The organism is Amycolatopsis orientalis DSM 43388 (assembly GCF_000411975.1).
Classification (GTDB): domain Bacteria; phylum Actinomycetota; class Actinomycetes; order Mycobacteriales; family Pseudonocardiaceae; genus Amycolatopsis; species Amycolatopsis orientalis_D.
The window spans coordinates 130142-154697 of record NZ_ASXG01000148.1 but is presented as its reverse complement, the minus strand read 5'-3'; the positions used below and the strand labels follow the sequence as shown (position 1 = coordinate 154697).

Here is a 24556-nt window from a genome sequence, read left to right as displayed (position 1 = left end):
ATCGAGGCACCCAGCCCCCGCCCTGCACCCCGATACGAAGCCGCCCTGCGGTCTTGGGGTGCTTGTCAAGGCACGCTTTCCCGCCTTGACAAGCACCCCAAGGCCGTCAGCACACTCAGGCTTCGGGGTGCCCCACGCCACTCACCGAACTGCAACGTCGCCGCCAGGCGACGAGCAGGCCCCAACCAGCCCAACCCACGAGACAACGCCGCCCCGCCCACATTCTGTACCACCGATTCCAGAAAGAGAGCCCCCGCCGTGCCCCTAGCCGTCTTCGTGCTCGGCCTCAGCATCTTCGCGCTGGGCACCTCCGAGTTCATGATCACCGGCCTCCTCCCCGGAATGGCCTCCGACCTGGGCGTCAGCATCCCGGACGCAGGCCTCCTGATCTCCGCCTTCGCGATCGGCATGGTCGTCGGCGCACCGCTGCTCGCCGTCGGCACCATCCGCCTCCCCCGCCGAACCACCCTCCTCGGACTGCTCACCGTCTTCAGCGCAGCCCACGTCATCGGCGCGCTCGCCGACGGTTACGCCGTCCTCTTCGCCACCCGCGTCATCAGCGCAGTCGCCTGCGCCGGATTCTGGGCCGTTGCCGCCGCGACCACCGTCAACCTCGTCCCGGAAGCCCGCCGCGGCCAGGCGCTCGCGGTGCTGGTCGGCGGTCTCACCGTGGCAAACGTCGTCGGCGTCCCAGCGGGCACGCTGCTCGGCCAGCACGCAGGCTGGCGAAGCGCGTTCTGGGCAGTCGCCGCGCTGACCGCCGTCGCCGCCGCCGCCGTCCTGCTGTCAGTCCCGCGCACCACAAAAGAAACCGAAGCACCGCGGATCGCCGAAGAGCTGCGCGTGTTCCGCCGCAGCCGGTTGTGGCTCGCGCTCGGGGTGATCGCGTTGCTGCAGGCCATGGTGTTCGCGACGTTCAGCTACCTCGCTCCCCTGCTGGTCTCCGTCGCGGGGCTGCCCGAATCCGGAGTGCCGGTGGTGCTCGCGCTGTTCGGCGGCGGCGCGGTAATCGGGATTTTCGCTGGCGGCAAGCTCGCCGACGCCTATCCGTTCGCGACCCTTTACGGCAGCCTCGGCCTCGCCGTCGCCGCTTTGGTCGCGCTTGCCTTCGCCACCAACCCGGTCGTCGCGGTGACTGCGGTGCTGATCCTCGGCGCGGCGGGATTCGCGGCGAACCCGGCGCTCAACGTGCGGGCGTACGCCGAGGCGGGCGGCACCTCCACGCTCGTCGGCGCGAGCACGACGTCCGCGTTCAATGTCGGGAACACCGTTGGCCCGTGGCTCGGCGGGACGACCATCAGCGCGGGGCTGGGTTTCTCCAGCGTGGCGTGGGTGAGCGTCGCGCTCGGAGCGCTCGCACTCGCGGCGTTGACGTTCGCGCTGCGCCTGCACCAGCGCGACACCGCCCCTGAACTGGCGACTGTCTAAAAGAGAACGGCCCCGCGGGAACGTTCCCGCGGGGCCGTCGAAAACCGGCTCAGATGCCGAGCGCGTGCACTCCGCCGTCGACCATGATCATCGACCCGGTGGTCGCGGGCAGCCAGTCGGACAGCACGGCGCACACCGTCTTGGCGGTCGGCTCCGGGTCCGCGGAGTCCCAGCCGAGCGGCGCGCGGCCGTCCCAGCCGCCTTCGAGTTCGCCGAATCCGGGGATGGACTTGGCGGCCATGGTCTTCATCGGGCCGGCGCTGACCAGGTTGACCCGGATGCCCTTCGGGCCGAGTTCCTTGGCCAGGTACCGGTTCACCGACTCCAGCGCGGCCTTCGCGACGCCCATCCAGTTGTAGACCGGCCACGCGACGCGCGCGTCGAAGTCCATGCCGACGATCGAGGCGCCGCGGCCGAGCAGCGGCAGCGTCGCGACCGCGAGCGACTTGAACGAGAACGCGGAGACGTCCACCGCGACCTTGACGTCTTCGCTCGGTGCGTCCAGGAACGGCGCGCCGAGGCAGCTCTGCGGCGCGAAGCCGATCGAGTGCAGCACGCCGTCGAGGCCGTCGACGTGCTCGCGGACGCGGTCGGCGAGCGAGTCGAGGTGCTCCTGGTTCGTGACGTCCAGTTCCAGCACCGGGGCCGGCTCGGGCAGCCGCTTGGCGATGCGCTCCACCAGCGACAGCCGTCCGAAGCCGGTGAGCACGACCTTCGCGCCCTCCTGCTGGGCGATGCGGGCCGCGTGGAACGCGAGCGAGGCGTCGGTGATGACGCCGGTGATCAGCAGCCGCTTGCCTTCGAGCAATCCGGGCAACACGTCCTCCAGGTCGTGGATGGTCTTCTCGGGAAAGGTCAGTGGCCGAGGCCGAGGCCGCCGTCGACGGGCAGCACCGCGCCGTTGACGTAGCCCGCCTCGTCCGAGGACAGGTACCGCACCGCGGCGGCGATCTCGGCCGGTTCGGCGTAGCGGCCGGACGGGACGTTGGCGAGGATCTCCTTGCGCCGTTCCTCGCTCAGCGCGTCGGTCATGTCGGTGTGCACGAAACCGGGCGCCACCACGTTCGCGGTGATGTTGCGCGAGCCCAGCTCCCGCGCGAGCGAACGCGCGAAGCCGACCAGGCCGGCCTTCGACGCGGCGTAGTTCGCCTGCCCGGCCGAGCCGGAAAGGCCCACGACGGACGAGATGAACACGAACCGGCCCCAGCGGGCGCGCAGCATGCCGCGCGACGCCCGCTTCGCGACGCGGAACGCCCCGGTGAGGTTCGCGTTCAGCACGCGCTCGAACTGCTCCTCCGACATCCGCATGAGCAGGGTGTCGTCGGTGAGCCCGGCGTTGGACACCAGGACCTCGACCGGCCCCTGGTGCTCCTCCACGAGCTTGAACGCCGCGTCCACCTGCTCGGCGTCGGTGACGTCCGCCCGCACCCCGTACAGCCCCTCCGGCGCGCCGGACCCGCGGTGCGTGACCGCGACCCGGTGGCCCTGCTCGGCGAGGTCGCGGGCGATCGCCAGCCCGATGCCCCGGTTGCCGCCGGTGACCAAGACCGACCGTCCCACTGAGTTCTCCTCGTCGTCTTCGCGGTTGCGCCCGCGGTGAGGCTATCTGCTGCGCTGACCGGCGGCGCACCCGGCACTCCCGTCCTAAGCGACGGTAAGGAACCGCGTCTCGACCTTGATGGTTACTGCCCGGTTGGTCACCGTGAGTCGCGACACAGGAGGTCAAGGATGACTACCCGGATCCAGGACGCCGGCTCGGCGCGGGACGAGCGGCGCGTGGTCGGCAACGTGCTGCGCGGCTCGATCGGCAATCTCGTCGAGTGGTACGACTGGTACGCCTATTCCGCGTTCACCGTCTATTTCGCGAAGGCGTTCTTCCCCGGCGGCGACGCCACGGCACAGTTCCTCAACACTGCGGCGGTGTTCGCGGTCGGATTCCTCATGCGCCCGCTCGGCGGCTGGCTGCTCGGCCGGTTCGCCGACCGCTACGGACGGCGTTCCGCGCTCGTGCTCTCGGTCTCGATGATGGCAGCCGGGTCGCTGCTCATCGCGGTGACGCCGGGCTACTCGACGATCGGCATCGCGGCGCCGATCCTGCTGGTGTTCTCCCGGCTGCTGCAAGGGCTTTCGGTCGGCGGCGAGTACTCCACCTCGGCGACGTATCTGTCCGAAGTGGCCACTCCGGGCAAGCGCGGGTTCTACTCCAGCTTCCAGTACGTGACGCTCGTCGGCGGGCAGCTGCTCGCGCTGGGGCTGCAGCTGATCCTGCAGAGCGTGCTCACCGACAAGCAGATGGGCGACTGGGGCTGGCGGATCGCGTTCGTGGTCGGCGCGCTCGCCGCGGTGATCGTGATGGCGCTGCGGCGGTCGATGGACGAGTCGGAAAGCTACGAGCGCGTCACCGAAAACGGGGAGACCGGCAAGGCCGAGCGCGGCACGCTGCGCCAGCTCGTGAAGTACCCGCGGGAGATCCTGCTGGTCGTCGGCCTGACGCTCGGCGGAACGGTCGCGTTCTACACCTACGCCACCTACACGCAGAAGTTCCTGGAGAACACCGCGCACATCCCGCGGCGCACGGTCACCGTGATCATGTTCGTCGCGCTGCTGGTCTTCGCGATCCTGCAGCCGCTGGCCGGACGGCTGTCGGACAAGATCGGCCGCCGGAAGCTGCTGATGTTCTTCGGCGTCGCCGGCACCCTGCTGACCGTGCCGATCATGACCCTGATGGCGCACACCAGCCAGCCGTTCCTCGCGTTCCTGCTGCTGCTCGGCGCGCTGGTGATCGTGACCGGCTACACCTCGATCAACGCGATCGTGAAGGCGGAGCTGTTCCCGACGCGCATCCGCGCGATCGGCGTCGGCCTGCCGTATGCGCTCACCGTCGCGATCTTCGGCGGGACCGCCGAGCTGATCGCCCAGGCGCTGAAGAAGGCGGGACACGAATCGCTCTTCTTCTGGTACGTCGCGGGTTGCGTTCTCGTGTCGCTCGTCGTGTACGCGACAATGCGGGAAACTTCGCGTTCGTCCGCTCTCGAACGCGGCGAGGACTGACCGGGAGGACGGCCGTGCGCGTGCTGCTCGTGGAGGACGACACCGGGGTCGCCCGGGCACTCGCCGAAACGCTGCAGGCGCACGGCCACTCCGTCACCGCGGTCGGCCGCGGCTCCGATGCCCTCACCCGGCACCGGGACGCCGACCTGCTGCTGCTCGATCTCGGCCTGCCGGATCTCGACGGGCTCGACGTGCTGCGCAAGATCCGTCAGGTGTCGCCGGTGCCGGTGATCGTGCTGACCGCGCGCGACGACGAGCGCTCCGTCGTCCGCGCGCTGCGCTTCGGCGCGGACGACTACCTGGCGAAACCGGTCCGGATGGCCGAGCTGCTGGCCCGGATGGACGCGGTGACGCGGCGGGCAGGCAACTCCTCGCCGGCTCCGAAAGACCCGGTGGTGCGGATCGAGGACGTCGAGATCGACCTGGGCGCGCGCCAGGTCGTCGTCGGCGGGCGCGACGTCGGGCTGACCACGAAGGAATTCGCCGTGCTGGCGGTGCTCGCCGCGCGGCCCGGCACCGCGGTGAGCCGCCAGCAGCTGATGGACGAGGTGTGGGGCGACGCCTACCTCGCCGTGTCGCGCTCGCTCGACGTCCACATGACCCAGCTGCGCGCGAAGCTCGACCGGCCCGGCCTGCTCACCACAATCCGCGGCTTCGGCTACCGGCTCGGCCGGAGCTGAGCGGTGCGCACTCGCCTGCTGGCCGTCCTGGTCACGCTCGCGCTCGCGGTCGTCGCGGCGTTCGCCGTCCCGCTGCTGTCCGCGACCGCCGACCAGCGGACCCAGCGGCTGGTGATTTCGCGCAGCAGCGACGTCGACCGCTTCGTGGTGCTCGCGCAACAGGCCGTCGATTCCGGCGACGCGACCGCGTTGAGCGCGGACGCCCGGCAGTATTCGTCGTTATACGGCGAAGGCGTGCTGATCGTCGACGCGCAGCGGCGGCCGCTGGTCGAAACCGGCGGTCTGACCAGCAGCGATCCGGCCACGCGGACATTGATCGAGGCGACGCTGCGGAACGAGCCGGAAGCGCCGGTCGAGCGGGTCCGGCCGTGGTCGGACACTCCGGTGCTGTTCACCCGCCCGGTCGGCACCGGGACGCGCGTGTCCGGCGTGGTCCTGCTGCGTGCTTCGGTGACCGCCGCGGCGGCCGACGTGGCAGCGGCGTGGAGCGCGATCGCGGCCGGGGCGATGGTCGTCGCGGCGCTGTTCGTGCTGCTGGCGGTGCTGCTGTCGCGGTGGATGGTGCGGCCGCTGGTGGAGCTGGAAACCGGCGTGCTGGCGGTGGCGGCCGGGCGCCGGGCGCAGGTGCCGGAACGGTCCGGTCCGCGCGAACTGCGCTCGCTCGCGGCGTCGGTGAACCGGATGTCCGACGCGGTCGTCGAGTCGGCGAACCAGCAGCAGCGGCTCGTCGCGGACACCTCGCACCAGCTGCGGAACCCGATGGCCGCGCTGCGGCTGCGGCTCGAACTGCTCGGCACCGAAGTCGAAAACCGCCCCGCGTACGAGGCCACGGTGGCGGAAGTCGAACGGCTGGAACGGATCCTCGACGGCCTGCTCGCGCTGGCCACCGCGGAAAGCACCGCGACCCGGCTCGCCGCGCGCGCCGACGACGAGCCCGCGGACCTCGCCGCTGTCGTGGCGGAACGGGTCGACGCCTGGCGGTTGTCCGCCGACGAAGCCGGCGCGACGCTGGTGCCCTGCGAGGGGCATACCGAGCCGGTGCTGGTGCGCACGCCGGAGAGCGAACTGGCGCAGATTCTCGATGTGCTGCTGGACAACGCCGTCCACTACGCCGGTCAGGGAGCGACCATCACCGCCACGTGGGAGTCCACTTCGGACAGTGTCACGCTGATCGTCGCCGACGACGGCCCCGGCTTGCCGCGCGAGGATCTGGCCCGCGCCACCGAACGATTCTGGCGCGCGGGCGGCGACGGGGCACCCCGCGGGACCGGCCTCGGCCTGGCCATCGCCCGGGAGCAAACCCGCGCCCGGGGCGGGGTGCTGGAGCTGCGCGCGGTCGAACCGCACGGTCTGCAAGTCCGGATCACGCTGCCCGCGGCGGGGACGCCATGAGAATCACCCGTCGCGCCGCACTACTCGGCGGCCTCGCCCTCACGCTCGCCGCCTGCGACGACGCCTACCGCGGCCCGGAGCGGAAGATCACCATCGCGTCCGGCGAACCCGGCGGCTTCTACCTGGCCTTCGCCGAGGTGTTGGCGGCCGAGCTGTCGCGTGCCGAACCTCGTTTGCACTGCAGTGCGCTCCCGACCGAGGCAAGCGTCGAGAACGTGCAACGCGTCCAAGACGGCACGGCCGACTTCGGCCTCGCCCTCGCCGACGTGGCGCAGTCGGCCAGCACCGGCGGCGCGCCGTTCGGCAAACCTGTTCCGCTGCAAGCACTCGGCCGGGTCTACGAGAACTACCTGCAGCTCGTCGTGCGCGCCGAGGACCACCTCACCGACCTGCGCTCTCTGGCCGGTCGGCCGATCTCGGTCGGGGCGAGCCGGTCCGGCGCCGCGCAGCTGGGCGAACGGGTCTTCGCGGCGAGCGGCGTCCCGGTCCAAGCGCAGCACCTGCCGTTGAACGACGCGGTCGCCGCGCTGCACGACCGCCGGATCGACGCGTTCCTCTGGTCCGGCGGGATCCCGACGCCCGCCCTCGCCGACCTCAACCGCACGACGCCGCTGTCGCTCATCCCGCTCACGTCGGTGCTCCCCCAGCTCCGCAAGGCGTACGGGCCGCTGTACGAACAGGTGCAGGTGCCGGCCGGGGCCTACCGCGGGGTCGGCGCGCTGGGCACGATCGGCGTCGCGAATTTGCTCGTCTGTTCGCCCAAGCTGCCCTTCGACGTCGCGGCGGCGGTGGTGCGGGTGCTCGTCGAACGAGCCGCGGAACTCGTGCCCGCACAAGCCGTCGGAACGCAGTTCCTGGACGTGCGGACGCTCATCGGCACCCAGCCCGTCCCGCTCCACCCCGGGGCGGCGGACACCTACCACGCGCTGCACGGCTGATCGCTAGATTGGTCGGGTGACCGAACGCCGCCCCATCGTCGAAATGCCCCTGCGTGTGCGCTACCACGAATGCGACGGCCAGGGGATCGTCTTCAACGCGCATTACCTGGCCTACGCGGACATGGCGGCGTTCGAGGTCGAGAGAACCCTCTTCGGCTCGCACGACGCGCTGCTCGCCACCGGAGTCGACCTGGTCGTCGCCGAGTCGAACCTGCGGTACTTCGCGCCGTGCCGGTTCGACGACGAGCTGGTGGTCGCGGTGTACGTGGCGCACCTGGGCACCACCTCGATGCAGTTCGAGGTGGAGATCCGCCGCGGCGACACGGTGACGACCGAGATCCGGCTGCGGTACGTCTTCGTCGACACCGAGCACCATCGCAAGGCCGAACCGCCGCCGGACGTGCGCGCGGCCTACGCGAAGTACCTCCCCGAGGCGGCGTGAGGCTGTGTTCCGCGTCCTGTTCTACCGCCCCGAAATCCCGCCCAACACCGGCAACGCGATCCGGCTGGCCGCGAACACCGGCTGCGAGCTGCACCTGGTCGAGCCGCTCGGATTCACCTTGGAGGACAAGCAGCTCCGCCGGGCCGGGCTCGACTACCACGACCTCGCGCGCGTCCACGTGCACGCTGATCTGGCCGCGGCGTGGGAGGCCTTGCTGCCGGCGAAGGTATACGCGTTCACCGCGCACGCGACCCGGCTGTACACCGAGGTCTCCTACGCACCCGGCGACGTGCTGATGTTCGGGCCGGAGTCCGCCGGGCTCCCAGACGAGGTCCAGCACGCGACGGAGGTCACCGACCGGCTGCGGTTGCCGATGCTGCCGAACAACCGGTCGCTGAACCTCGCCAACACAGCGGCTATCGCCGTCTACGAAGGGTGGCGGCAGAACGGCTTCGCTACTCCGTGAAGGGCTCCTTGAGAGAATCTGATTCCCTCAAGGAGCCCTTCACGGACCTACGGAAGTCTCTGCCCGAACAGCAGCGCGGTCGCGGCTCCGGCCATCAGGACGATCGTGCCCAGCACCACCCACGGCTTGCTCGCGTCCGCGTTCTTCAGCTCGTACCCGATCTGCTCTCCCAGGTCGGCGTACACGCGTTTCAGCTCGTCCGCGCTCGCCGCCTTGTAGAACTCTCCTCCGGACAGCCGGGCGATCTCCCGCAGGGATTCGTCGTCCACGCGGACATCCTGCTGTTTGCCCTCGATGTCGACCGACCCGTGCTCGGTGCCGAACGAGATCGACGAGATCGGCATGTGTGCCTGCTTCGCCGCCTGCGCCGCGGTGTACGCGCCGCGCGGGGCGTACAGGTCTTCCGGCACCGTCTGCTTGCCGTCGCTCATCAGCACGATCCGGGCGGGGGGAGGGCCGTCCGCGCCGCCGACCACCGCGGAGAAGCTCTGGATCGACTGCATCGCCGCGTAAATGCCCTCGCCGGTGGCGGTGGACTGCGCGAGCTTCAGGTTGTCGATCGCCTTCGTCACGCCCGCGCGGTCTGTCGTCGGGTTGACGAGCACCGTCGCGGTTCCGGCGAACGAGATCAGGCCGAGGTTGATGCCCGGCGTCATGTTCTGCGCGAACTGCTTCGCCGCATCCTGCGCCGCCTTCAGCCGCGTCGGGGCGACGTCGGTGGCTTCCATGGACAGCGACACGTCGATCACCAGCATCACCGTCGCCCGGTTGCGCGGCACTTTCTGCTCCGCCGTCGGGCCGGCCAGCGAGACCGTCAGGAACAGCAGCGACAGCACGATCAGCACCGCGGGCACGTGCCGGATCCAGCCCTGCGCCTTGGGCGCGACCTTCTCCAGCAGCTCCAGATTCGCGAACCGCAGCACCCGGCGGCGGCGCTGCCGCTGCGCCAGCACGTACGCGGCCGCCACCGCGGCGACCGCGATCAACAGCAGGAACCACCACGGCGAACTGAATCCGGCGAGGCTCATGCCGCCGCCTCCTTACCGGTCGTCCGGGCGGCGGGCGCGGGAACGCCGCTCATGCGGCCCCTCCCGACCAGCGGCGCTTGCGGGCGACCACGAACCGCACCATGTCCGCGATCCAGTCGGAATCGGTGCGCAGCACCAGATGCGCCGCCCCGGCCCGGCGGAGACCGGCCGCGACCGCCTGCCGGTGCGCGTTCGCCGCCGCGCCGAATTCCTTGCGCAGCAACGCCGAAGCGTGCACCTCGCGCTGCCGTCCGGTCTCCGGGTCGGCCAGCACGACGGTGCCGACGTCCGGCAGGTCCACGTCGCGCGGGTCGACGATCTCGATCGCGATCAGCTCGTGCCTGCCGCCGAGCGCGCGCAACGGGCGCTCCCAGTCGAGCGGGCCGAGGAAGTCCGAGATCGCCACCGCCAAACCGCGCCGCCGCGGCGGGCGGCGCAACTGCTCGAGCGCACCGGCGAAATCACCGCGGACGCCCTCGGCCGCCCGGGGCGTTTCCGCCAGGCGGCGGACGAGTCCGCGGGCGTGCGGAAGCCCCCCGCGCGCCGGGATCCGGGTGGTGCCTTCGCCGTTCGAGACGAGCGCGCCGATCCGGTTTCCCCCGCCGCCGGTCAGGTGCGCGACCGCCGCGGTCGCGCACACCACCAGGTCCCGCTTCTCGCACAGCGCGGTGCCGAAGTCGAGGCTCGCCGACATGTCCGCGACGACCCACGTCTCCAGCTCGCGGTCCGCGACCGTCTCCCGGATGTGCGGCGTCGTCGTGCGCGCGGTGACCGCCCAGTCCATCCGGCGCACGTCGTCGCCGGGCTGGTACGGCCGCGCCTCGCCGGGCTCCGAACCCGGCCCCGGCACGAGGCCGAGGTGGTTGCCCTGGAGCAGCCCGTCGAGGCGGCGGCGCACTTCGAGCTCGAGGGTGCGCAGTCCCGCTTCCATCCGGTCGCCGCGCAGGACCGGCGGGGCCCAGCCGGGGCGGCCGCCCGGTTCTTTCGCCGAGGTGCCAGCCACGCCGTTACCTGACGGGGGCGCCCGCGGGCACCGGGCCGACGCCGCCCTGCGGCCGGGCGGAAACCTGCGGCAGCGGCACGGTCTGCAGCACGCGGGTGACGATGTGGTCGACCGGAACGCCGTCGGCCAGCGCGTCGTAGGACAGCACGAGCCGGTGCCGCAGCACATCCGGCACGACGTCGACGACGTCCTGCGGCAGCACGTAGTCCCGGCCGCGCACGAGCGCCAAAGCCCGCGCCGCGGCGATGATGCCGAGGCTCGCGCGCGGCGAGGCGCCGTAGGACACCCAGCCCGCGACGTCGGAAAGCCCGTGGTCGTTCGGCGTGCGCGTGGTCAGCACGAGCCGCACGACGTAGTCGACCAGCGCGTGGTGCACGAACACCTGCGACGCGACGCCCTGCAGCCGCACCAGCTCCGCCGGGCTCAGCACCTCGTGCGGCTCCGGCGGCGTGACGCCCATCCGGTAGATGATCTCGCGCTCCTCCTCCGCGGAGGGGTACTCGACCAGGATCTTGAACAGGAACCGGTCGCGCTGGGCTTCCGGCAGCGGGTACACGCCCTCGTTCTCGATCGGGTTCTGCGTGGCCAGCACCAGGAACGGATCGGGCATCGGGAAGGTCTTGCCGCCGATCGACACATGCCGCTCGGCCATCACCTCCAGCATCGCCGACTGCACCTTCGCCGGGGCGCGGTTGATCTCGTCGGCGAGCACGAAGTTCGCCACGACCGGGCCCAGTTCGACGTCGAAGCGCTCGGCGCCCTGGCGGTAGATGCGCGTGCCGAGAATGTCGGCGGGCACCAGGTCGGGGGTGAACTGCACGCGGGAGAACGACCCGCCCACCACGCGCGCGAACGTCTCGACCGCCAGCGTCTTCGCGACCCCGGGCACGCCCTCCAGCAGCAGGTGCCCCTTCGCCAGCAGCCCGACGAGCATGCGCTCCACCAGCCGGTCCTGTCCGACGATGACGCGCTTCACCTCGAACACGGTGCGTTCCAGCAGCTGGGCGTCCCGCGCCGGGGTGCCGGGCTGCTGCCCGTTCGCTCCCTCGGCGAAGCCGGGCTCGGTCACTCTTCCTCCAGGGGTTTCCACGTCCGCGTGCTCGCCCGCGACCCTACTGGGTCACGGACTTCCCGCGACGGCAGCCAATCGCATCGCCGGTGTGACAGCTGTGAAGCCCGGGTCAGCGGTGCTTTTCCAGGTCCTCCGGCGTGTCGATGTCGTCGCTCTCGCCGGGTTCGGCAGCGACCTCCGCCAGCCGCATCCCGCGCAGCGTCCGGCGCAGCGACGCGTTTTCCGGGCGCTCCGGCATCGCCTGCCGCAATGCCGCGGCGCGCCAAGCGCTCACCAGCCATTGCCGCTCCCCCGCCGCATCGACGAGCACCGCGCCGTCCGCGCCGGCCACTGCGGACCGCAGCCGGTCCACAGTGGAGCGCCGGATCCCGGGGAGATCAGCGGCGAGCAGCACGACGAGCTCCGCGTCCCCCACGGACTCCAGCCCCGCGGCCAGGGCCGCGACCGGCCCGGCGCCGGGAACGGCTTCGCGCGTCCAGACGACCGTGTCGTATCCCGGCCGCCGCGGGCCGCACACCACGACCGGGTCCGCGCCGGCCAGCGCCTCGACCGCCCGGCCCAGCAAGGAGATCCCGCCGACCCGCAGCTCCGGCTTGTCCACTCCGGACAATCGGCGCGCGGAGCCGCCGGCCAGGACGATCCCGGCGAACCGGGAAGGCTGAGTCATGGGTCCAGGGTGCCTGGTGCGGGAAGCGCCGCGCAGCAGGGGCGCCGGGAAACCCGCGCGCGCTCCCGGGACCGCGCGCGTTAGGTTGCCGGGCGTGCCCGACGCCGCGCGGCTGCTCGCCGCTTACGACCGCGAAGTCCGCCGAGCCGAACTGACCCAGGCCGAACCCGGGCAGCAGCTCACCGTCGACGGCCCGCTCGCCCGCCTCACCGGCGGCCGGCGCGGGTTCGTCTCGGGCCCGCCCGACCTGGGCGTGACCGGCGAGGCGCTCGACGAGCTGATCGCCCGCCAGATCGCGTTCTTCGCCGCCCGCGGCGAGGAGTTCGAATGGAAGACCCGCGGCCACGACCGTCCCGCGGAACTGCCGGAGCGGTTGCTCGCCGCCGGATTCGCCCCGGAGGAAACCGAAACCGTCCTGATCGCGCCGCTGGACGCGGTCGCCGCCTCGGCGCCGCCGTCGGCCGACGTCGTCGTGCGAGAAGCCGGCAGCCCCGACGATCTGCTGCGCATCGCGACGCTGTCGGCGTCGGTGTTCGGCCATGACGAAGCCGCCGTCGCCGCGGATCTGCTCGCCCGGGCTCGCGCCGACGCCGGAACCACCACGCACGTCGTGGCCGAAGCGGACGGGCGGTTCGTCGCCGCGTCCCGGCTGGAGCTGGTGCCCGGCACCGGGTTCGCCGGCCTGTGGGGCGGCGCGACGCTGCCCGAATGGCGCGGGCGCGGCCTCTACCGGGCGCTGGTGGCGCGCCGGGTCGGCGCGGCGCGCGCTCGCGGGGTCAGGTACCTGCAGGTCGACGCGCTGCCGACGAGCCGTCCGATCCTGGAACGGCTCGGCTTCACCGCGGTCACCGAAACGACGCCGTACGTGTGGAGCCCGTTCAGCCGATGAGCCGCGTCGCGTACGGCATGATGCCGCCGTAGCGGACCGGCACCACGCGCACGTACGAACCCGACTCCGGGGCCTCGACCATCTGGCCGTTGCCCAGGTACAGCGCGACGTGGTGGATGTTGCCCGAGTTGCCCCAGAACAGCATGTCGCCGCGGCGCATCTGCGAAAGCGGCACCCGGCGGCCCGAGGTGTACTGGTAGCCGCTGTAGTGCGGCAGGCCCTGCACGCCGGCGAAGGCGTAGATCATCAGGCCGGAGCAGTCGAAGCCGATCTTGCGGTAGTCGCCGTAACTGTCGGCCACGCCGCCGTCGCGGATGCCGCGGGTCGGGCCGCTGCCGTTGCCGCCGCCCCACGCATACGGCATGCCCACCTTGGACAGCGCCCGCGCGATCACCGCTTCGATCGAGCTGCCCGCCGCCGGGGACGGGCTCCCGCCGCTCCCTCCGCCGTTGTCGTCGTTGTTCGCCGCGGCCGCCCGCAGCGCCGCCTGCCGCGCGCGCTCCTCGTCCTCGCGCTGTTTCTGCGCGAGCCAGTCCTGGTACCGCTGGCGCTGCCCCTGCAGGCCGTTGACCTTCGCCTGCGCGGCGTACAGCTGCTGCTCGACGGAGGCCTTGTTGGCTTCCAGCTGCGTGTTCTGCGCGGCCTGGGCCTGCTGCGCGGCCACGGCGGCGGACTGCGCGGCGTCCGCGGCGCCCTTCGCCCGGTCGGCCGCGTCCTGCTTCTGCTGCGCGAGCTCGACCGCCTTGCGCGCGGCGGAGTCCTTGTTGGCCTTCTCGGTCTGCGCCTGCTGGAGCCGGTCCATCGCGTTGAGCCGCGAGCCGCCGATGGCGTCGAGCAGCTGGGCGCGAGCGAGCAGGTCCTTCGGACTCTCCGAGGTCAGGTACGCCGAGATCGACCCGATCGTGCTGCCCTGCTCGAAGCTGGCGGCGGCGAACTTCTTCGCGTCCTCGCGGGCCTTCTCGATCGCGCCGGCCGCGGCGTCCGCCTCCTGGCGCGCGGACTTCGCGTCGTTGCGCGCCTGTGCCGCCTCGTCCTGCGCGGTCTGCAGGTCGACCAGGGCCTTCATGGCCTGTTCCTGCTTCAGCTCGACGTCATCCTGCAGCGCGCTGAGCTTCTGCTCGGCCTGGGCGAGCTGATTGGTGAGCCGGCCGACCTCGCCCGCTTTCGCGTTGGCGTCGCCCTTGGCCGAATCGATCGCCGAATCGCTCGGGTTGGGCGGCGGCGGAGGCACCGCGAGCCCGGTCCCCGTCGCGCCGAGCAGCGCCGTCAGGGCGACTGCGGCGACCGTCAGGCCGCGCCGGGCTCCCGCGCCGCGCGCCAGCGCGCCCGCCGTCCCGGACCGTCCCCGCCGGACCCTCACGCCCGCCACCTCCGCTCGCCCGCCGCCGTCCCGCGGGCACACCGCGTACCACTGCAGTCACACCACTATCACAAGCCTCAGGAAGAACTTACACACCGCGGAGATCATTTCCCCTGTTCGGGGGACGCGGCGGGACGGCGTGTCCGGATGGCGCACGTCACTCCGCGTGTCGTCTTGAACGAAATACAGGACACGCGTACTGTTTGCGGCGAGAAGACGAGGTGTGCCCTCCCGGTTCCGGTCCTACGGTGGGGGTGCGCAAGACTCGCCAGGGTCGACCCGACGACCCGGATACGACACCGAACTGACCCGGGAGGAAACGCCGGCTGCGGCGTGGAATCCATGCCACTGGAGTTAGACGTGACTGCACCTAGCAAGGACAGCTTCGGCGCCAAGGACACCTTGCGGGTGGAAGAGAACTCGTACGAGATCTTCCGCCTGGACAAGGTCGAAGGCTCCGCCCGGCTGCCCTACAGCCTGAAGATCCTCCTCGAGAACCTGCTGCGCACCGAGGACGGCGCGAACATCACCGCCGACCACATCCGCGCGCTCGGCGGCTGGGATCCGAACGCGGACCCGTCGATCGAGATCCAGTTCACGCCCGCCCGGGTGATCATGCAGGACTTCACCGGCGTGCCCTGCGTGGTCGACCTGGCCACCATGCGCGAGGCCGTGACCGCGCTCGGCGGCGACCCGGACAAGGTGAACCCGCTGGCCCCGGCCGAGATGGTCATCGACCACTCGGTGATCATCGACGTGTTCGGCCGCGCGGACGCCTTCGAGCGCAACGTGGAGATCGAGTACGAGCGCAACCGCGAGCGCTACCAGTTCCTGCGCTGGGGCCAGGGCGCCTTCGACGAGTTCAAGGTCGTCCCGCCGGGCACCGGCATCGTGCACCAGGTCAACATCGAGCACCTCGCGCGCACGGTGATGGCCCGGAACGGGCAGGCCTACCCCGACTCCTGCGTCGGCACCGACTCGCACACCACCATGGTCAACGGCCTGGGCGTGCTGGGCTGGGGCGTCGGCGGCATCGAGGCCGAGGCGGCCATGCTGGGCCAGCCGGTGTCGATGCTCATCCCGCGCGTCGTCGGCTTCAAGCTGACCGGCGAGATCCCGGCCGGCGTGACCGCGACCGACGTCGTGCTCACGATCACCGAGATGCTGCGCCGGCACGGCGTGGTCGGCAAGTTCGTCGAGTTCTACGGCGAGAGCGTCGCGCAGGTGCCGCTGGCCAACCGCGCCACCATCGGCAACATGAGCCCGGAGTTCGGCTCCACCGCGGCGATCTTCCCGATCGACGAGGAGACCGTGCGCTACCTCAAGCTGACCGGCCGCTCGGCCGAGCAGGTCGCGCTGGTCGAGGCGTACGCCAAGGAGCAGGGCCTCTGGCACGACCCGTCCCACGAGGCGCAGTACTCCGAGTACCTCGAGCTGGACCTGTCGACGGTCGTCCCGTCGATCGCCGGCCCGAAGCGCCCGCAGGACCGCATCGAGCTGTCCGACGCGAAGTCCTCGTTCCGCAAGTCGGTGCACGACTACGCCGAGGACGAGCAGCCCACGCCGCACACCAACGTCGACGAGAAGGTCGAGGAGAGCTTCCCGGCCTCCGACGCGCCGGCGCTGTCGTTCCAGGACGAGACCGCCGCGCCGGTGCAGTCCGCGGCCAACGGGGCCACCGGGCGGCCGAGCAAGCCGGTCAAGGTGACCAGCGCCGACCGCGGCGAGTTCGTGCTCGACCACGGCGCCGTCGTGATCGCCTCGATCACCTCGTGCACCAACACCTCCAACCCGTCGGTCATGCTGGGCGCGGCGCTGCTCGCGCGCAACGCGGTCGAAAAGGGCCTGTCGGTCAAGCCGTGGGTCAAGACGTCGATGGCCCCGGGTTCGCAGGTCGTCACCGACTACTACGAGAAGGCCGGCCTCTGGCCGTACCTCGAGAAGCTCGGCTACCACCTGGTCGGCTACGGCTGCACCACCTGCATCGGCAACTCGGGCCCGCTGCCCGAGGAGGTCTCGGCCGCGGTGCAGGAGAACGACCTCACCGTCGTCTCGGTCCTGTCGGGCAACCGGAACTTCGAGGGCCGGATCAACCCGGACGTCAAGATGAACTACCTGGCGTCCCCGCCGCTGGTCATCGCGTACGCGCTGGCCGGGACGATGGACTTCGACTTCGAGACCCAGCCGCTGGGCCAGGACTCCGACGGCAACGACGTGTTCCTGAAGGACATCTGGCCGTCGCCGCAGGAGATCCAGGAGACCATCGACTCGGCGATCACGCAGGAGATGTTCTCGAAGGACTACGCGGACGTCTTCGACGGCGGCGAGCGCTGGAAGTCGCTGCCGACGCCGACCGGCAAGACCTTCGAATGGGACGCCGAGTCCACCTACGTCCGGAAGCCCCCGTACTTCGACGGCATGACCGCCGAACCGGCCCCGGTGCAGGACATCTCCGGCGCGCGGGTGCTGGCGAAGCTGGGCGACTCGGTCACGACCGACCACATCTCCCCCGCCGGCGCGATCAAGGCCGACAGCCCGGCCGGCCGCTACCTGACCGAGCACGGCATCGAGCGCAAGGACTTCAACTCCTACGGCTCGCGCCGCGGCAACCACGAGGTCATGATCCGCGGCACCTTCGCGAACATCCGGCTGCGCAACCAGCTGCTGGACGACGTGCAGGGCGGCTACACCCGCGACTTCACCCAGGAGGGCGGCCCGCAGGCGTTCATCTACGACGCGGCCCAGAACTACGCGGCGGCGGGCACCCCGCTGGTCGTGCTGGGCGGCAAGGAGTACGGCTCCGGTTCGTCCCGCGACTGGGCGGCCAAGGGCACCAGCCTGCTGGGCGTGCGCGCGGTGATCACCGAGTCGTTCGAGCGCATCCACCGCTCGAACCTGATCGGCATGGGCGTCATCCCGCTGCAGTTCCCGGAGGGCGAGTCGGCGTCGTCGCTGAAGCTGGACGGCACCGAGACGTTCGACATCGAGGGCATCACGAAGCTGAACGAGGGCGAAACCCCGCGCACGGTGCACGTGACGGCCACGAAGGAAGACGGCTCGAAGGTGGAGTTCGACGCGGTCGTCCGCATCGACACCCCGGGCGAGGCGGACTACTACCGCAACGGCGGCATCCTGCAGTACGTGCTGCGGAAGATGACCCAGTCCTGACGGTCTGACCAAGTCGTGGCCCGCCCGGGTTCTCCCCGGGCGGGCCACGCTGGTTTCCGCCCCTCACGACCACCCAACCGCAGCCCGCGCACCCAACCAGCGAGGCACCCAGCCCTCCCCCGCACCCCGATACGAAGCCAGACTGCGGACGGCGGGTGCTTGTCAAGGCATCTTTCCCGCCTTGACAAGCACCCGCCGTCCGTCAGCACAATCCAGCTTCGGGGTGCCCCACGCCGGACGAGGCGCAATGTCGCCGCCAGGCGACGAGCCGCCCCCTCAACCAACCACCGCGCCCGTCTTCGGATCCAGCTTCAGCGGCTTCGCGTCCGGATGCGCGAAGTCGAACATCCCGGTCAGCGGAGCCGCCAGCACGTCGAACGACCCGCCGCCGATCCGCCCCAGATGCCAGTTGTCCTCGATGAACCGCAGCACCGAAGTCTGATCCGTCATCGTGTGGTCGACATGATTCACCTTGCTGTACGGCGAAATCACCAGCAGCGGCAGCCGCGGACCGTACCCGCACCGATCCGCGAATCCGCCCAGCTTCACCGGCTTCGAGGTGCACACCGAACTGTCCTGCGCCGCGTCGTGCGAGCCGTTGACGATCTTCGGCGCGACATGGTCGTACCACCCGTCCGAATCGTCGTACGCCAGCACGATCGCCGTGTTCTTCCACTGCGGCGAAGCCTGGATCCGGTTGATCTCGTCGGCCACGAAAGCCTGTTCGTCCAACGGATCCGAGTAACCCGCGTGCCCGTCCTGGTACTCCGGAGCCTTCAAGAAACTCACCGCCGGCATCGTCCCGGCCGCGAGCGCGTCGTTGAAGTCCCGGACGTCGTACTGATGGTTCGCCTGGTCCTGCTGCCCCACCGCGGACAACGACGACGGCGGCAGATGCTTCCGGTTCGCAGTCGACTGGTAGTACTGGAACGGTTCGTGGTGCGGGCTGTAGTCGACCGACGCCTGGCCGCCCACATTCGCGTGCTTGGTCCCGCACACCGCGTACCCGTTCGCCTCCCCGGTCGGCCGGAATCCGCCCTCGAACCAGCCCCAGGTGACGCCGCGCGCGTTCAGCAGGTCGCCGACGTTGCGCCCCTGGAACGCGCCGAGGTTGTCGGTCGCGGTGTGGTTCTTGTCCGAGCAGTCGTCGAAGGCCGGGTCCGGGTCGGTGATCATGGTGCCGACGCCGTGCGCGTCCGGCGAGGCCGCCGTGCGCGGGTCGACCTTCGGCTCGCCGGTGACCGAATCGACCGGCTGCAGGCCGTGCGTCTGGCCGGAGACCAGGTTGACCGCGCCGGGGCTGGACGGGCCGAAAACAGTGTCGAAGGAATTGTCGTTCAGCGCGTAATGCTGGGCGTAGTTCCACATCGCGGTGACGGTGTTGCCGTCGAAGTAGTCCATCACCAGGCCGGGCTCCCCGAACAGCACGGGCTGTCCGGTGCACTTGTCCTTCTCGGTGTACTCGACGAACTTGTCCATCTTGCCGCCGTTGACGGCGGCCTGTTCCTTGTTGTAGTCGTGCGCCTGGTCGCAGGTGAGCGCGTGGTCCGGGCTCAGCCGCTTCGGGTTGTAGGCGTTCGGGTTGTGCCGCAGCAGGTCCGGGGTGAGGCCGTTGACCTTCGGGGTGCCGGGCGCGGCGTGGAACGGGGTGCCGTTTTCGTTGGTGGCGTTCGGATAGGCGCCGAAGTAGTGGTCGAAGGAGATGTTCTCGCCGAAGATCACCACGACGTGCTTGATCGGCGTCGCCGTCGCGAACGTCTCGGCGGGTATCGCGTGCGCCGGGGCCGGGGTCGACGCCGAACTGCTCGCGCACGCCGCGGCCAGCGCCGCGGTCGCCGCCAGCGCGGCCGCCGCGGCGGCCCGCTTCCTGGTCCGCTTCACTGCAGAACTCCTTCCGCTCAGCCCAGCATCAACCCAGCAGTGCCCGGCCGTAGTGGTCGGCCGGATCCGTTACGCCCGGGAACAGGTGGAAATACCCGCCCCCGAACGGCGAGACGTAGTCGGTGAGCGGCTCCCCGGCGAGCCGCTTCTGCACGGCCTCGAACTGCTGCTCGAGGTCGCGCTGGTAGCAGGTGAAAACAAGACCCAGGTCGAGGTTGCCGTTCGAATCCACGCCGCGGTCGTAGTTGACCGCGCGGCGCAGGATCCGCTGCCCGTCGGTCTGCGGGGTGCGCGGGTTCGCGAGCCGGATGTGGCTGGTCAGCGGGATGACCGTGCCGATCGGGTCCTCGGCGTAGCGCGGGACGTCCTGTTCGGCCGCGCCGTCGAGCGGCGCGCCGGTGTCGCGGCGGCGGCCGATCATGTTCTCCTGCTCCGACAGCGACACCCGGTCCCAGAACTCGACCAGCATCCGGATCAGCCGGATCACCTGGTAGCTGCCGCCGTCATCCGTCCACACGAGACTGTCCGCTTCGGACGGTCCGGGATTCGAGGTGCCGTCCTTGAACCCGAGCAGGTTGCGCGGTGTCCCGGACGGGCGCGGCGGCGAGCTGAACCCGTCGATCTTCCAGCGCAGCTGCATCCCGCCGCGCGTTGCGCGGGCGATGTCGCGCAACGCGTGGAGCACGGTGTCCGGTTCGGCGGCGTTGAGGACGAGGCTGAGGTCGCCGTGGCACCACTGCGGATCGAGAGCGTCGTCCGGGAACATCGGCATCTGCTTGAGCTTCGGCGGTTTGCGCGCGGCGAGCCCGTACCGGTCGTCGAACAACGACGCGCCCGCGCCCACGAGCACCGAAAGCTCGCCTTTCGGGACTTCCGGACCGAGCACGCCGGAGTCCGCGGGCGGCCCGGTGATCCCGACCGACGCGGGGGCGCCGCCGCTGGTGAGGAACCGCGCGCGGGCGGTGAGTTCCTTGAGCAGTTCGGCGAGTTCGGCGCGGTTTTCCGCGACGACGTCGAACGCGGCGACGACCGAATGCCTCGCGGGTTCCGCCAGGACGGCCGTCTGCCGGGGACCGTGGAACGGCACCGCTCCCCCGGCCGCCGTCGCGCTTCCGGCCAGACCGGTCAAACCCGCGCCGGCGCCGGCGGCCGCGGCTCCGCGGAGGAAGGCGCGGCGTCCCAGAGTCACGAGACCCTCCTCGGCTCGGCGATCGCCGCGACCGGGGCCAGCCGCTCGGTCAGCTCCGAGACGTCGGCGTTGATCCGCTGCCGCTGCTTGCGGTCCAAAGCGGACAATGGCTTCCCCGAGACCGCTTCGAGGTCGTGCTCGGTGCGGGCGATCCACCCGTCCAGGTCCTTCAGACCGGGAAAGCGCGTGGCCAGCAGCGGGCGCAGCACCTCGAGCACCGCGCGCGTCCCGGCGAGGTTCGCGCGCGCAGTCGCCAAGGTGGAGCCGCTGCCGTAGTCGGTACGGCCGGTCAGCTCGAACTGCAGGGTGTTTTCCATGATTTCGTGGGCGCGCAGGCCGAGGTCGTTCTGGTCGATCTGCGCGTCGGCGAACGAGGTGCGCAGCTTCTGGACCGCCTGGTCGAGCTGATCGGCGATCGGGCTCAGCGCGGGCATCGCTTCGTTGTGCCACAAGCCGTTTTCCAGGCGATGGAAGCCGGTGAACCCCGGATCGGCGGTGCCGGCGGGCAACCCGGCGGTGGTGCCGTTGATCGCCCCGTCCGAATCGCCGAAGGCGTGGTAGGCGGCGCCGAGGCGCTCGTAGGTGAGATGCGCGGTGAGCCAAGCTTGCTGCGCGGCCCCGCGATCGCCCGAACGGACGGCTCGTGCCAGCGCCGCGGTCTGGCCGGTGAGCGTGCCGAGCCCGTCGGCGACATAGGCGTGGTACTGCTTCAGCGGACCGAGCAGATCCGCGTTGGTCACCGGCACCACGGCCGGGCCCGGACGGTCCGCGCCGCCGGTGACGTGCACGGTCGGGCCGACGAACGGCGTGCCGTCTTCGGGTGCGCAACGCAGGGCGTACGCGCCGTTGCCGAAGTTGACCGGCAGCGCGCGCGTCGTGCCCGGGCCGACGCCTTCCAGTTCCCCGAAGACCGTGCCGGTGGCCGGGTCGACGAGGTCGATTTCCATGGTGACGGCGGCGTTGTTGCGGACCTGCAGGGTCTGCGGCCCGGCCGGCGGCGCGGTCCAGCCGTCGCCGCAGGCCGAGCGCGAAACCTGGATTGGGCCGGGCTGGGCGGGCGAGCCGGAACAGCTCGCGAGCACCGCGGTCCCGGCAAGGACCGCCGCCGCGCCGAACCCGCCCGCCCAGCGCCGCACGTCAACTCCCCTCAGGTGAACTTCTGGCGGACACTTTCACCGATCCGCCGGGCACTGACAAGAGGGTTGTGCCGTTATGCCCGGTTCCGGGCCGAAGATCAACCGATCAGCCCTTCGCGGGCGTCGTGAAGGGCTGCCGGTCCGGCTGGAACACCTGACCGTCGGCGGGCGCCTTCAGGTCGATGAGGTACGCGGCCGTCGCGTCGTCCACGCCCCGCGCGCTGCCGAGGATGCAGTGGCCGAACGCGTCGACCGACAGCAGCCGCGAGTTGCCCAGCTCCTCGGCCATCCGCTGGCCGAACCGGTACCGGGTGGCCGGGTCGTAGAAGTTGCTGACCACGAGCACCGGCGTCGCGGTGTTCGCGCGCCACGGCCCGCGGTACGGGTCGGACGTCTTCGCGGCGGGCCACACCGGGCACGCGGCGATGTCGGAGAACACCTGGTAGCGGCCGAACGTCGGCGATTCCCGGTCCGCCTTGGCCGCAATGCCCGGCACCTGCTCCTGCCGGATCCGCATCGGCTTGTCCGCGCAGTTCACCGCGAAATACGAGTCGTCGCCGGTGTACGGGCTGTCCGGGGCGAGGTCGAGCAGACCGCCTCGGCCCACCGAAAGCGCGCCCTTGCGCGCGGACTGCGCCTGCAGCGACGGGTGCAGCACCGAGTACGCCTGCTGCAAGCCCTCCGCCAGTTCGCCGAACTGCGCCGGCGAGTACAGCGCGCTCGACACCGCGCCGGTCAGCGTGCCGAGGTCGAGCTTCGTGCCGTCGGGCAGCGTGATCGGGTCGGTCCGCACGTGGTCGCGCAGTTCGTCGAACTTCGCCCGCGGATCGCCCGCGCTGAACGCGCATTTGTCGCCCGCCTGGGCACAGCGCTTGAGGAAGCCGTCGAGGGCGATCTCGAAGCCCTGCGCCCGCGCGAGGTCGTAGCTGACGCCGTCGTTGGTGCGCAGCGGCGGATCGACGTTCCCGTCGATCACGATCGCCCGCGTCTGCTTCGGGAACATCGCCGCGTAGGTGGACCCGATGAGGGTGCCGTAGGAGAACCCGGTGTAGGTCAGCTGATTGTCGCCGACCGCGGCGCGCAGCTGGTCGAGGTCCCGCACGACGTCGCGGGTGGACATGTGATCGAGCAGCGCGCCCGCGTTGCGGCGGCAGAACTGGCCGTAGTCGCGGTACGCGGCGAGCGTGCCGGAGATTTCCTTGCGCGACAAGGGAACCGGGACCATCTGGCCCTGCACGTCCGCGGCGTCCTCGGCGGTGGTGAAGCAGCGCAGCGGATTGCTGGCCCCGACGCCGCGCGGGTCGAACCCGACGAGGTCGAACCGGTCGAGCACCTGCGGGCGGAAGTAGCGCTCGCCCGCGATCGGCATCCGCAGCCCCGACCCGCCCGGACCGCCCGGATTCAGGAACAGCGACCCGATCCGCTGGCCGGGAACCTTGGCGGCGCGCTTCATCAGCGCGAGATCGATGCTGCCGAGCGACGCGTCGTCGTGGTCGACCGGGACCCGGTAGCGCGCGCAGCTGTACAGCTTGACCTGGTCTTCCGGGACTCCGCGCAGCTGGTCTTTGGTGCAGTCCTCCCACTGGACCGGCGCGGTGCGCGCGATCTCCGCGGGTTTGGCCTGCTGCGCCGCCGGATCGGCGGGCGCCGCGACGGCAGTGCCCGCCAGCCCGGTCAACGCGGCCGCGACCGCCGCGATCAGTGCTCCGGTTCGTGCTCTTTGCGTTCCGCGCACGTGGAATCTCCCCTGGTTGCGCACCCGTCTGATTACGGGGCGTCACCGAGACTGGCATAATCCGGCCAAGCCGGGCACCGGCCAAAAGGAGGAAGTGCGGGTTCGGACGAGCGACGCCGAGGCTTGGGGATGCCGCGGCGCGGGGCGGATCGAGGAGAAACGGAGCAAGCCGAATGCGAGTTCTCCGCCCGCAACCAGAGGCCGTGCCTGCTCGGCTCTTCGTCCCGCTCGGCTCGCCGGCCCCTCGGCTCTCCACCCCGCTCGGCTCGCCACCCCGATGGGCTCGCCACACCGCTCGGCTCTCCACCCCGATGGGCTCGCCACACCGCTCGGCTCTCCACCCCGCTCGGCTCGACGCCCCGATGGGCTCGCCACACCGCTCGGCTCTCCGCCCCCTGGGCTCGTCGTCCCGCTCGGTTCTCCGACCCGCTCGGCTCGCCGCCCCGCTCGCGACGCGGTACGAGAGCGGCGAACCAGCCGGGCGACGTACCCGAGGGTCCCGTCAGCTCTCTCCGACCCTGCCGGGGTTCCGCCCGATCGAACCGGACGCGGGACCGCGCGGCACCGGATTCCGCCGTTCGGCCCGCTCAGCAGCGGGTCAGGACGAAGATCGGCAGCTCCCGCCCCGCGATGTCGCGTTCCATTTCGTAGCCCGGCCAGAATTCGAGCAGTTCCGCCCACATCCGGTCGTACTCCGCGCCCTCCAGCTCGCGCGCCTTCACCTCGATCTCGCGGCCGCGCAGTGCGACCGTCGCCTTCGGGTTGTCGCGCAGGTTGTGGGTCCACGCCGGGTTCTTCGGGCGGCCCCAGTTGGAGCCGGTGAGCACGAACTCGCTGCCGTGCGGGTAGTACAGCAAGTTCGTGCTCCGCGGCAGGCCGCTGCGCCGTCCGGTGGTGGTGAGCCGCAGCGACGGCAGCCCGGCCAGGCCGACCAGGCTGATCCGGCCGCCGAACCACCGGTGCAGCTGCCGGTCGGTGGCGACGACGGCACGCGAGGCACCCATCAGCCGGGGCTGGGTGCCGAGCTTGCG

At 71.0% G+C, this 24556-nt stretch carries 21 protein-coding genes; 9 read left to right on the top strand and 12 right to left on the bottom strand.

The window, feature by feature from the left end:
• Positions 1-258: 258 nt before the first annotated feature.
• A complete protein-coding gene (locus L942_RS30060; RefSeq protein ID WP_037367060.1) occupies positions 259-1428 on the top strand; it encodes a Cmx/CmrA family chloramphenicol efflux MFS transporter in 1170 nt (389 codons plus the stop codon).
• A 49-nt stretch (positions 1429-1477) separates the two neighbouring features.
• Here the strand turns inward: L942_RS30060 and fabI are convergent, their stop codons facing one another.
• Both fabI and fabG read right to left on the bottom strand, forming a co-directional pair.
• Positions 1478-2245, bottom strand: coding sequence for an enoyl-ACP reductase FabI (gene fabI, locus L942_RS30055; RefSeq protein WP_037367089.1), 768 nt, complete (start codon positions 2243-2245; stop codon positions 1478-1480).
• Between the two features lie 38 nt (positions 2246-2283).
• Positions 2284-2988 carry a beta-ketoacyl-ACP reductase gene (gene fabG, locus L942_RS30050; RefSeq protein ID WP_037367059.1) on the bottom strand — a complete coding sequence of 235 codons (705 nt, stop codon included), beginning with the start codon at positions 2986-2988 and terminating at the stop codon, positions 2284-2286.
• A gap of 168 nt (positions 2989-3156) precedes the next feature.
• Here fabG and L942_RS30045 point away from each other — a divergent pair, with 168 nt between their 5' ends.
• The 6 genes from L942_RS30045 to L942_RS30020 are packed head-to-tail and all read left to right on the top strand — an operon-like array spanning position 3157 to position 8397.
• On the top strand, positions 3157-4479 hold the full coding sequence (locus tag L942_RS30045; RefSeq protein WP_037367058.1) for an MFS transporter: 1323 nt from the start codon (positions 3157-3159) through the stop codon (positions 4477-4479).
• Between the two features lie 14 nt (positions 4480-4493).
• Positions 4494-5159 carry a response regulator transcription factor gene (locus tag L942_RS30040; RefSeq protein WP_037367057.1) on the top strand — a complete coding sequence of 222 codons (666 nt, stop codon included), beginning with the start codon at positions 4494-4496 and terminating at the stop codon, positions 5157-5159.
• A gap of 3 nt (positions 5160-5162) precedes the next feature.
• Positions 5163-6551 (top strand): sensor histidine kinase, encoded by a 1389-nt coding sequence (locus tag L942_RS30035; RefSeq protein ID WP_037367056.1) that lies wholly within the window; start codon positions 5163-5165, stop codon positions 6549-6551.
• Entirely contained in the window at positions 6548-7489 is a 942-nt protein-coding gene (locus L942_RS30030; RefSeq protein WP_037367055.1) for a TAXI family TRAP transporter solute-binding subunit, read from the top strand. The genes L942_RS30035 and L942_RS30030 overlap by 4 nt, the downstream gene beginning before the upstream one ends.
• 16 nt (positions 7490-7505) lie before the next feature.
• Positions 7506-7931 (top strand): acyl-CoA thioesterase, encoded by a 426-nt coding sequence (locus tag L942_RS30025; RefSeq protein WP_051166346.1) that lies wholly within the window; start codon positions 7506-7508, stop codon positions 7929-7931.
• A 4-nt stretch (positions 7932-7935) separates the two neighbouring features.
• Complete coding sequence (locus L942_RS30020; RefSeq protein WP_037367054.1) at positions 7936-8397, top strand: tRNA (cytidine(34)-2'-O)-methyltransferase; 462 nt, start codon at positions 7936-7938, stop codon at positions 8395-8397.
• Between the two features lie 47 nt (positions 8398-8444).
• On the opposite strand, the gene L942_RS30015 is transcribed toward L942_RS30020, so the two are convergent.
• The 4 genes from L942_RS30015 to mobA form a co-directional block, all read right to left on the bottom strand.
• Complete coding sequence (locus L942_RS30015) at positions 8445-9425, bottom strand: VWA domain-containing protein (RefSeq protein ID WP_037367053.1); 981 nt, start codon at positions 9423-9425, stop codon at positions 8445-8447.
• A gap of 49 nt (positions 9426-9474) precedes the next feature.
• Positions 9475-10356 carry a DUF58 domain-containing protein gene (locus tag L942_RS30010; protein ID WP_235079494.1) on the bottom strand — a complete coding sequence of 294 codons (882 nt, stop codon included), beginning with the start codon at positions 10354-10356 and terminating at the stop codon, positions 9475-9477.
• A 76-nt stretch (positions 10357-10432) separates the two neighbouring features.
• Positions 10433-11497 carry an AAA family ATPase gene (locus L942_RS30005; RefSeq protein ID WP_037367051.1) on the bottom strand — a complete coding sequence of 355 codons (1065 nt, stop codon included), beginning with the start codon at positions 11495-11497 and terminating at the stop codon, positions 10433-10435.
• 112 nt (positions 11498-11609) lie between these two features.
• Entirely contained in the window at positions 11610-12167 is a 558-nt protein-coding gene (gene mobA / locus L942_RS30000; protein ID WP_037367050.1) for a molybdenum cofactor guanylyltransferase, read from the bottom strand.
• A gap of 94 nt (positions 12168-12261) precedes the next feature.
• On the opposite strand from mobA, the gene L942_RS29995 reads away from it, so the two are divergent.
• On the top strand, positions 12262-13056 hold the full coding sequence (locus tag L942_RS29995) for a GNAT family N-acetyltransferase (protein WP_037367087.1): 795 nt from the start codon (positions 12262-12264) through the stop codon (positions 13054-13056).
• Here L942_RS29995 and L942_RS29990 read toward each other — a convergent pair.
• Positions 13046-14416: an NlpC/P60 family protein gene (locus tag L942_RS29990; protein WP_051166345.1), complete on the bottom strand. Its 1371-nt coding sequence runs from the start codon at positions 14414-14416 to the stop codon at positions 13046-13048. The two genes, L942_RS29995 and L942_RS29990, sit on opposite strands and share 11 nt — an antisense overlap.
• Before the next feature lie 360 nt (positions 14417-14776).
• Between L942_RS29990 and acnA the strand changes: the two genes are divergently transcribed.
• Complete coding sequence (acnA, locus tag L942_RS29985; protein ID WP_037367049.1) at positions 14777-17584, top strand: aconitate hydratase AcnA; 2808 nt, start codon at positions 14777-14779, stop codon at positions 17582-17584.
• Between the two features lie 276 nt (positions 17585-17860).
• On the opposite strand, the gene L942_RS29980 is transcribed toward acnA, so the two are convergent.
• From L942_RS29980 to L942_RS29960, 5 genes are all read right to left on the bottom strand, one after another.
• Positions 17861-19465, bottom strand: a complete 1605-nt coding sequence (locus L942_RS29980; protein ID WP_037367046.1) for a phospholipase C — start codon at positions 19463-19465, stop codon at positions 17861-17863.
• Between the two features lie 28 nt (positions 19466-19493).
• Entirely contained in the window at positions 19494-20654 is a 1161-nt protein-coding gene (locus L942_RS29975; protein WP_037367043.1) for a Dyp-type peroxidase, read from the bottom strand.
• On the bottom strand, positions 20651-21790 hold the full coding sequence (locus tag L942_RS29970) for an EfeM/EfeO family lipoprotein (RefSeq protein ID WP_037367041.1): 1140 nt from the start codon (positions 21788-21790) through the stop codon (positions 20651-20653). Before L942_RS29970 ends, L942_RS29975 begins: the two co-directional genes overlap by 4 nt.
• Before the next feature lie 106 nt (positions 21791-21896).
• The gene (locus L942_RS29965; RefSeq protein ID WP_037367038.1) at positions 21897-23525 is read right to left on the bottom strand and encodes an alpha/beta hydrolase; all 1629 of its coding nucleotides are present in this window, start codon (positions 23523-23525) and stop codon (positions 21897-21899) included.
• Positions 23526-24112: 587 nt separating this feature from the next.
• Positions 24113-24529, bottom strand: coding sequence for a nitroreductase family deazaflavin-dependent oxidoreductase (locus tag L942_RS29960; protein WP_037367036.1), 417 nt, complete (start codon positions 24527-24529; stop codon positions 24113-24115).
• Positions 24530-24556 lie beyond the last annotated feature (27 nt).

Excerpts from the sequence above, each read along its gene's own strand:
- L942_RS29960 (WP_037367036.1), bottom strand. The coding sequence starts at position 24,529 with ATGGGTGCCTCGCGTGCCGTCGTCGCCACCGACCGGCAGCTGCACCGG.
- L942_RS30010 (WP_235079494.1), bottom strand. The coding sequence starts at position 10,356 with ATGGAAGCGGGACTGCGCACCCTCGAGCTCGAAGTGCGCCGCCGCCTC.
- L942_RS30030 (WP_037367055.1), top strand. The coding sequence starts at position 6,548 with ATGAGAATCACCCGTCGCGCCGCACTACTCGGCGGCCTCGCCCTCACG.
- mobA (WP_037367050.1), bottom strand. The coding sequence starts at position 12,167 with ATGACTCAGCCTTCCCGGTTCGCCGGGATCGTCCTGGCCGGCGGCTCC.
- L942_RS30015 (WP_037367053.1), bottom strand. The coding sequence starts at position 9,425 with ATGAGCCTCGCCGGATTCAGTTCGCCGTGGTGGTTCCTGCTGTTGATC.
- L942_RS30045 (WP_037367058.1), top strand. The coding sequence starts at position 3,157 with ATGACTACCCGGATCCAGGACGCCGGCTCGGCGCGGGACGAGCGGCGC.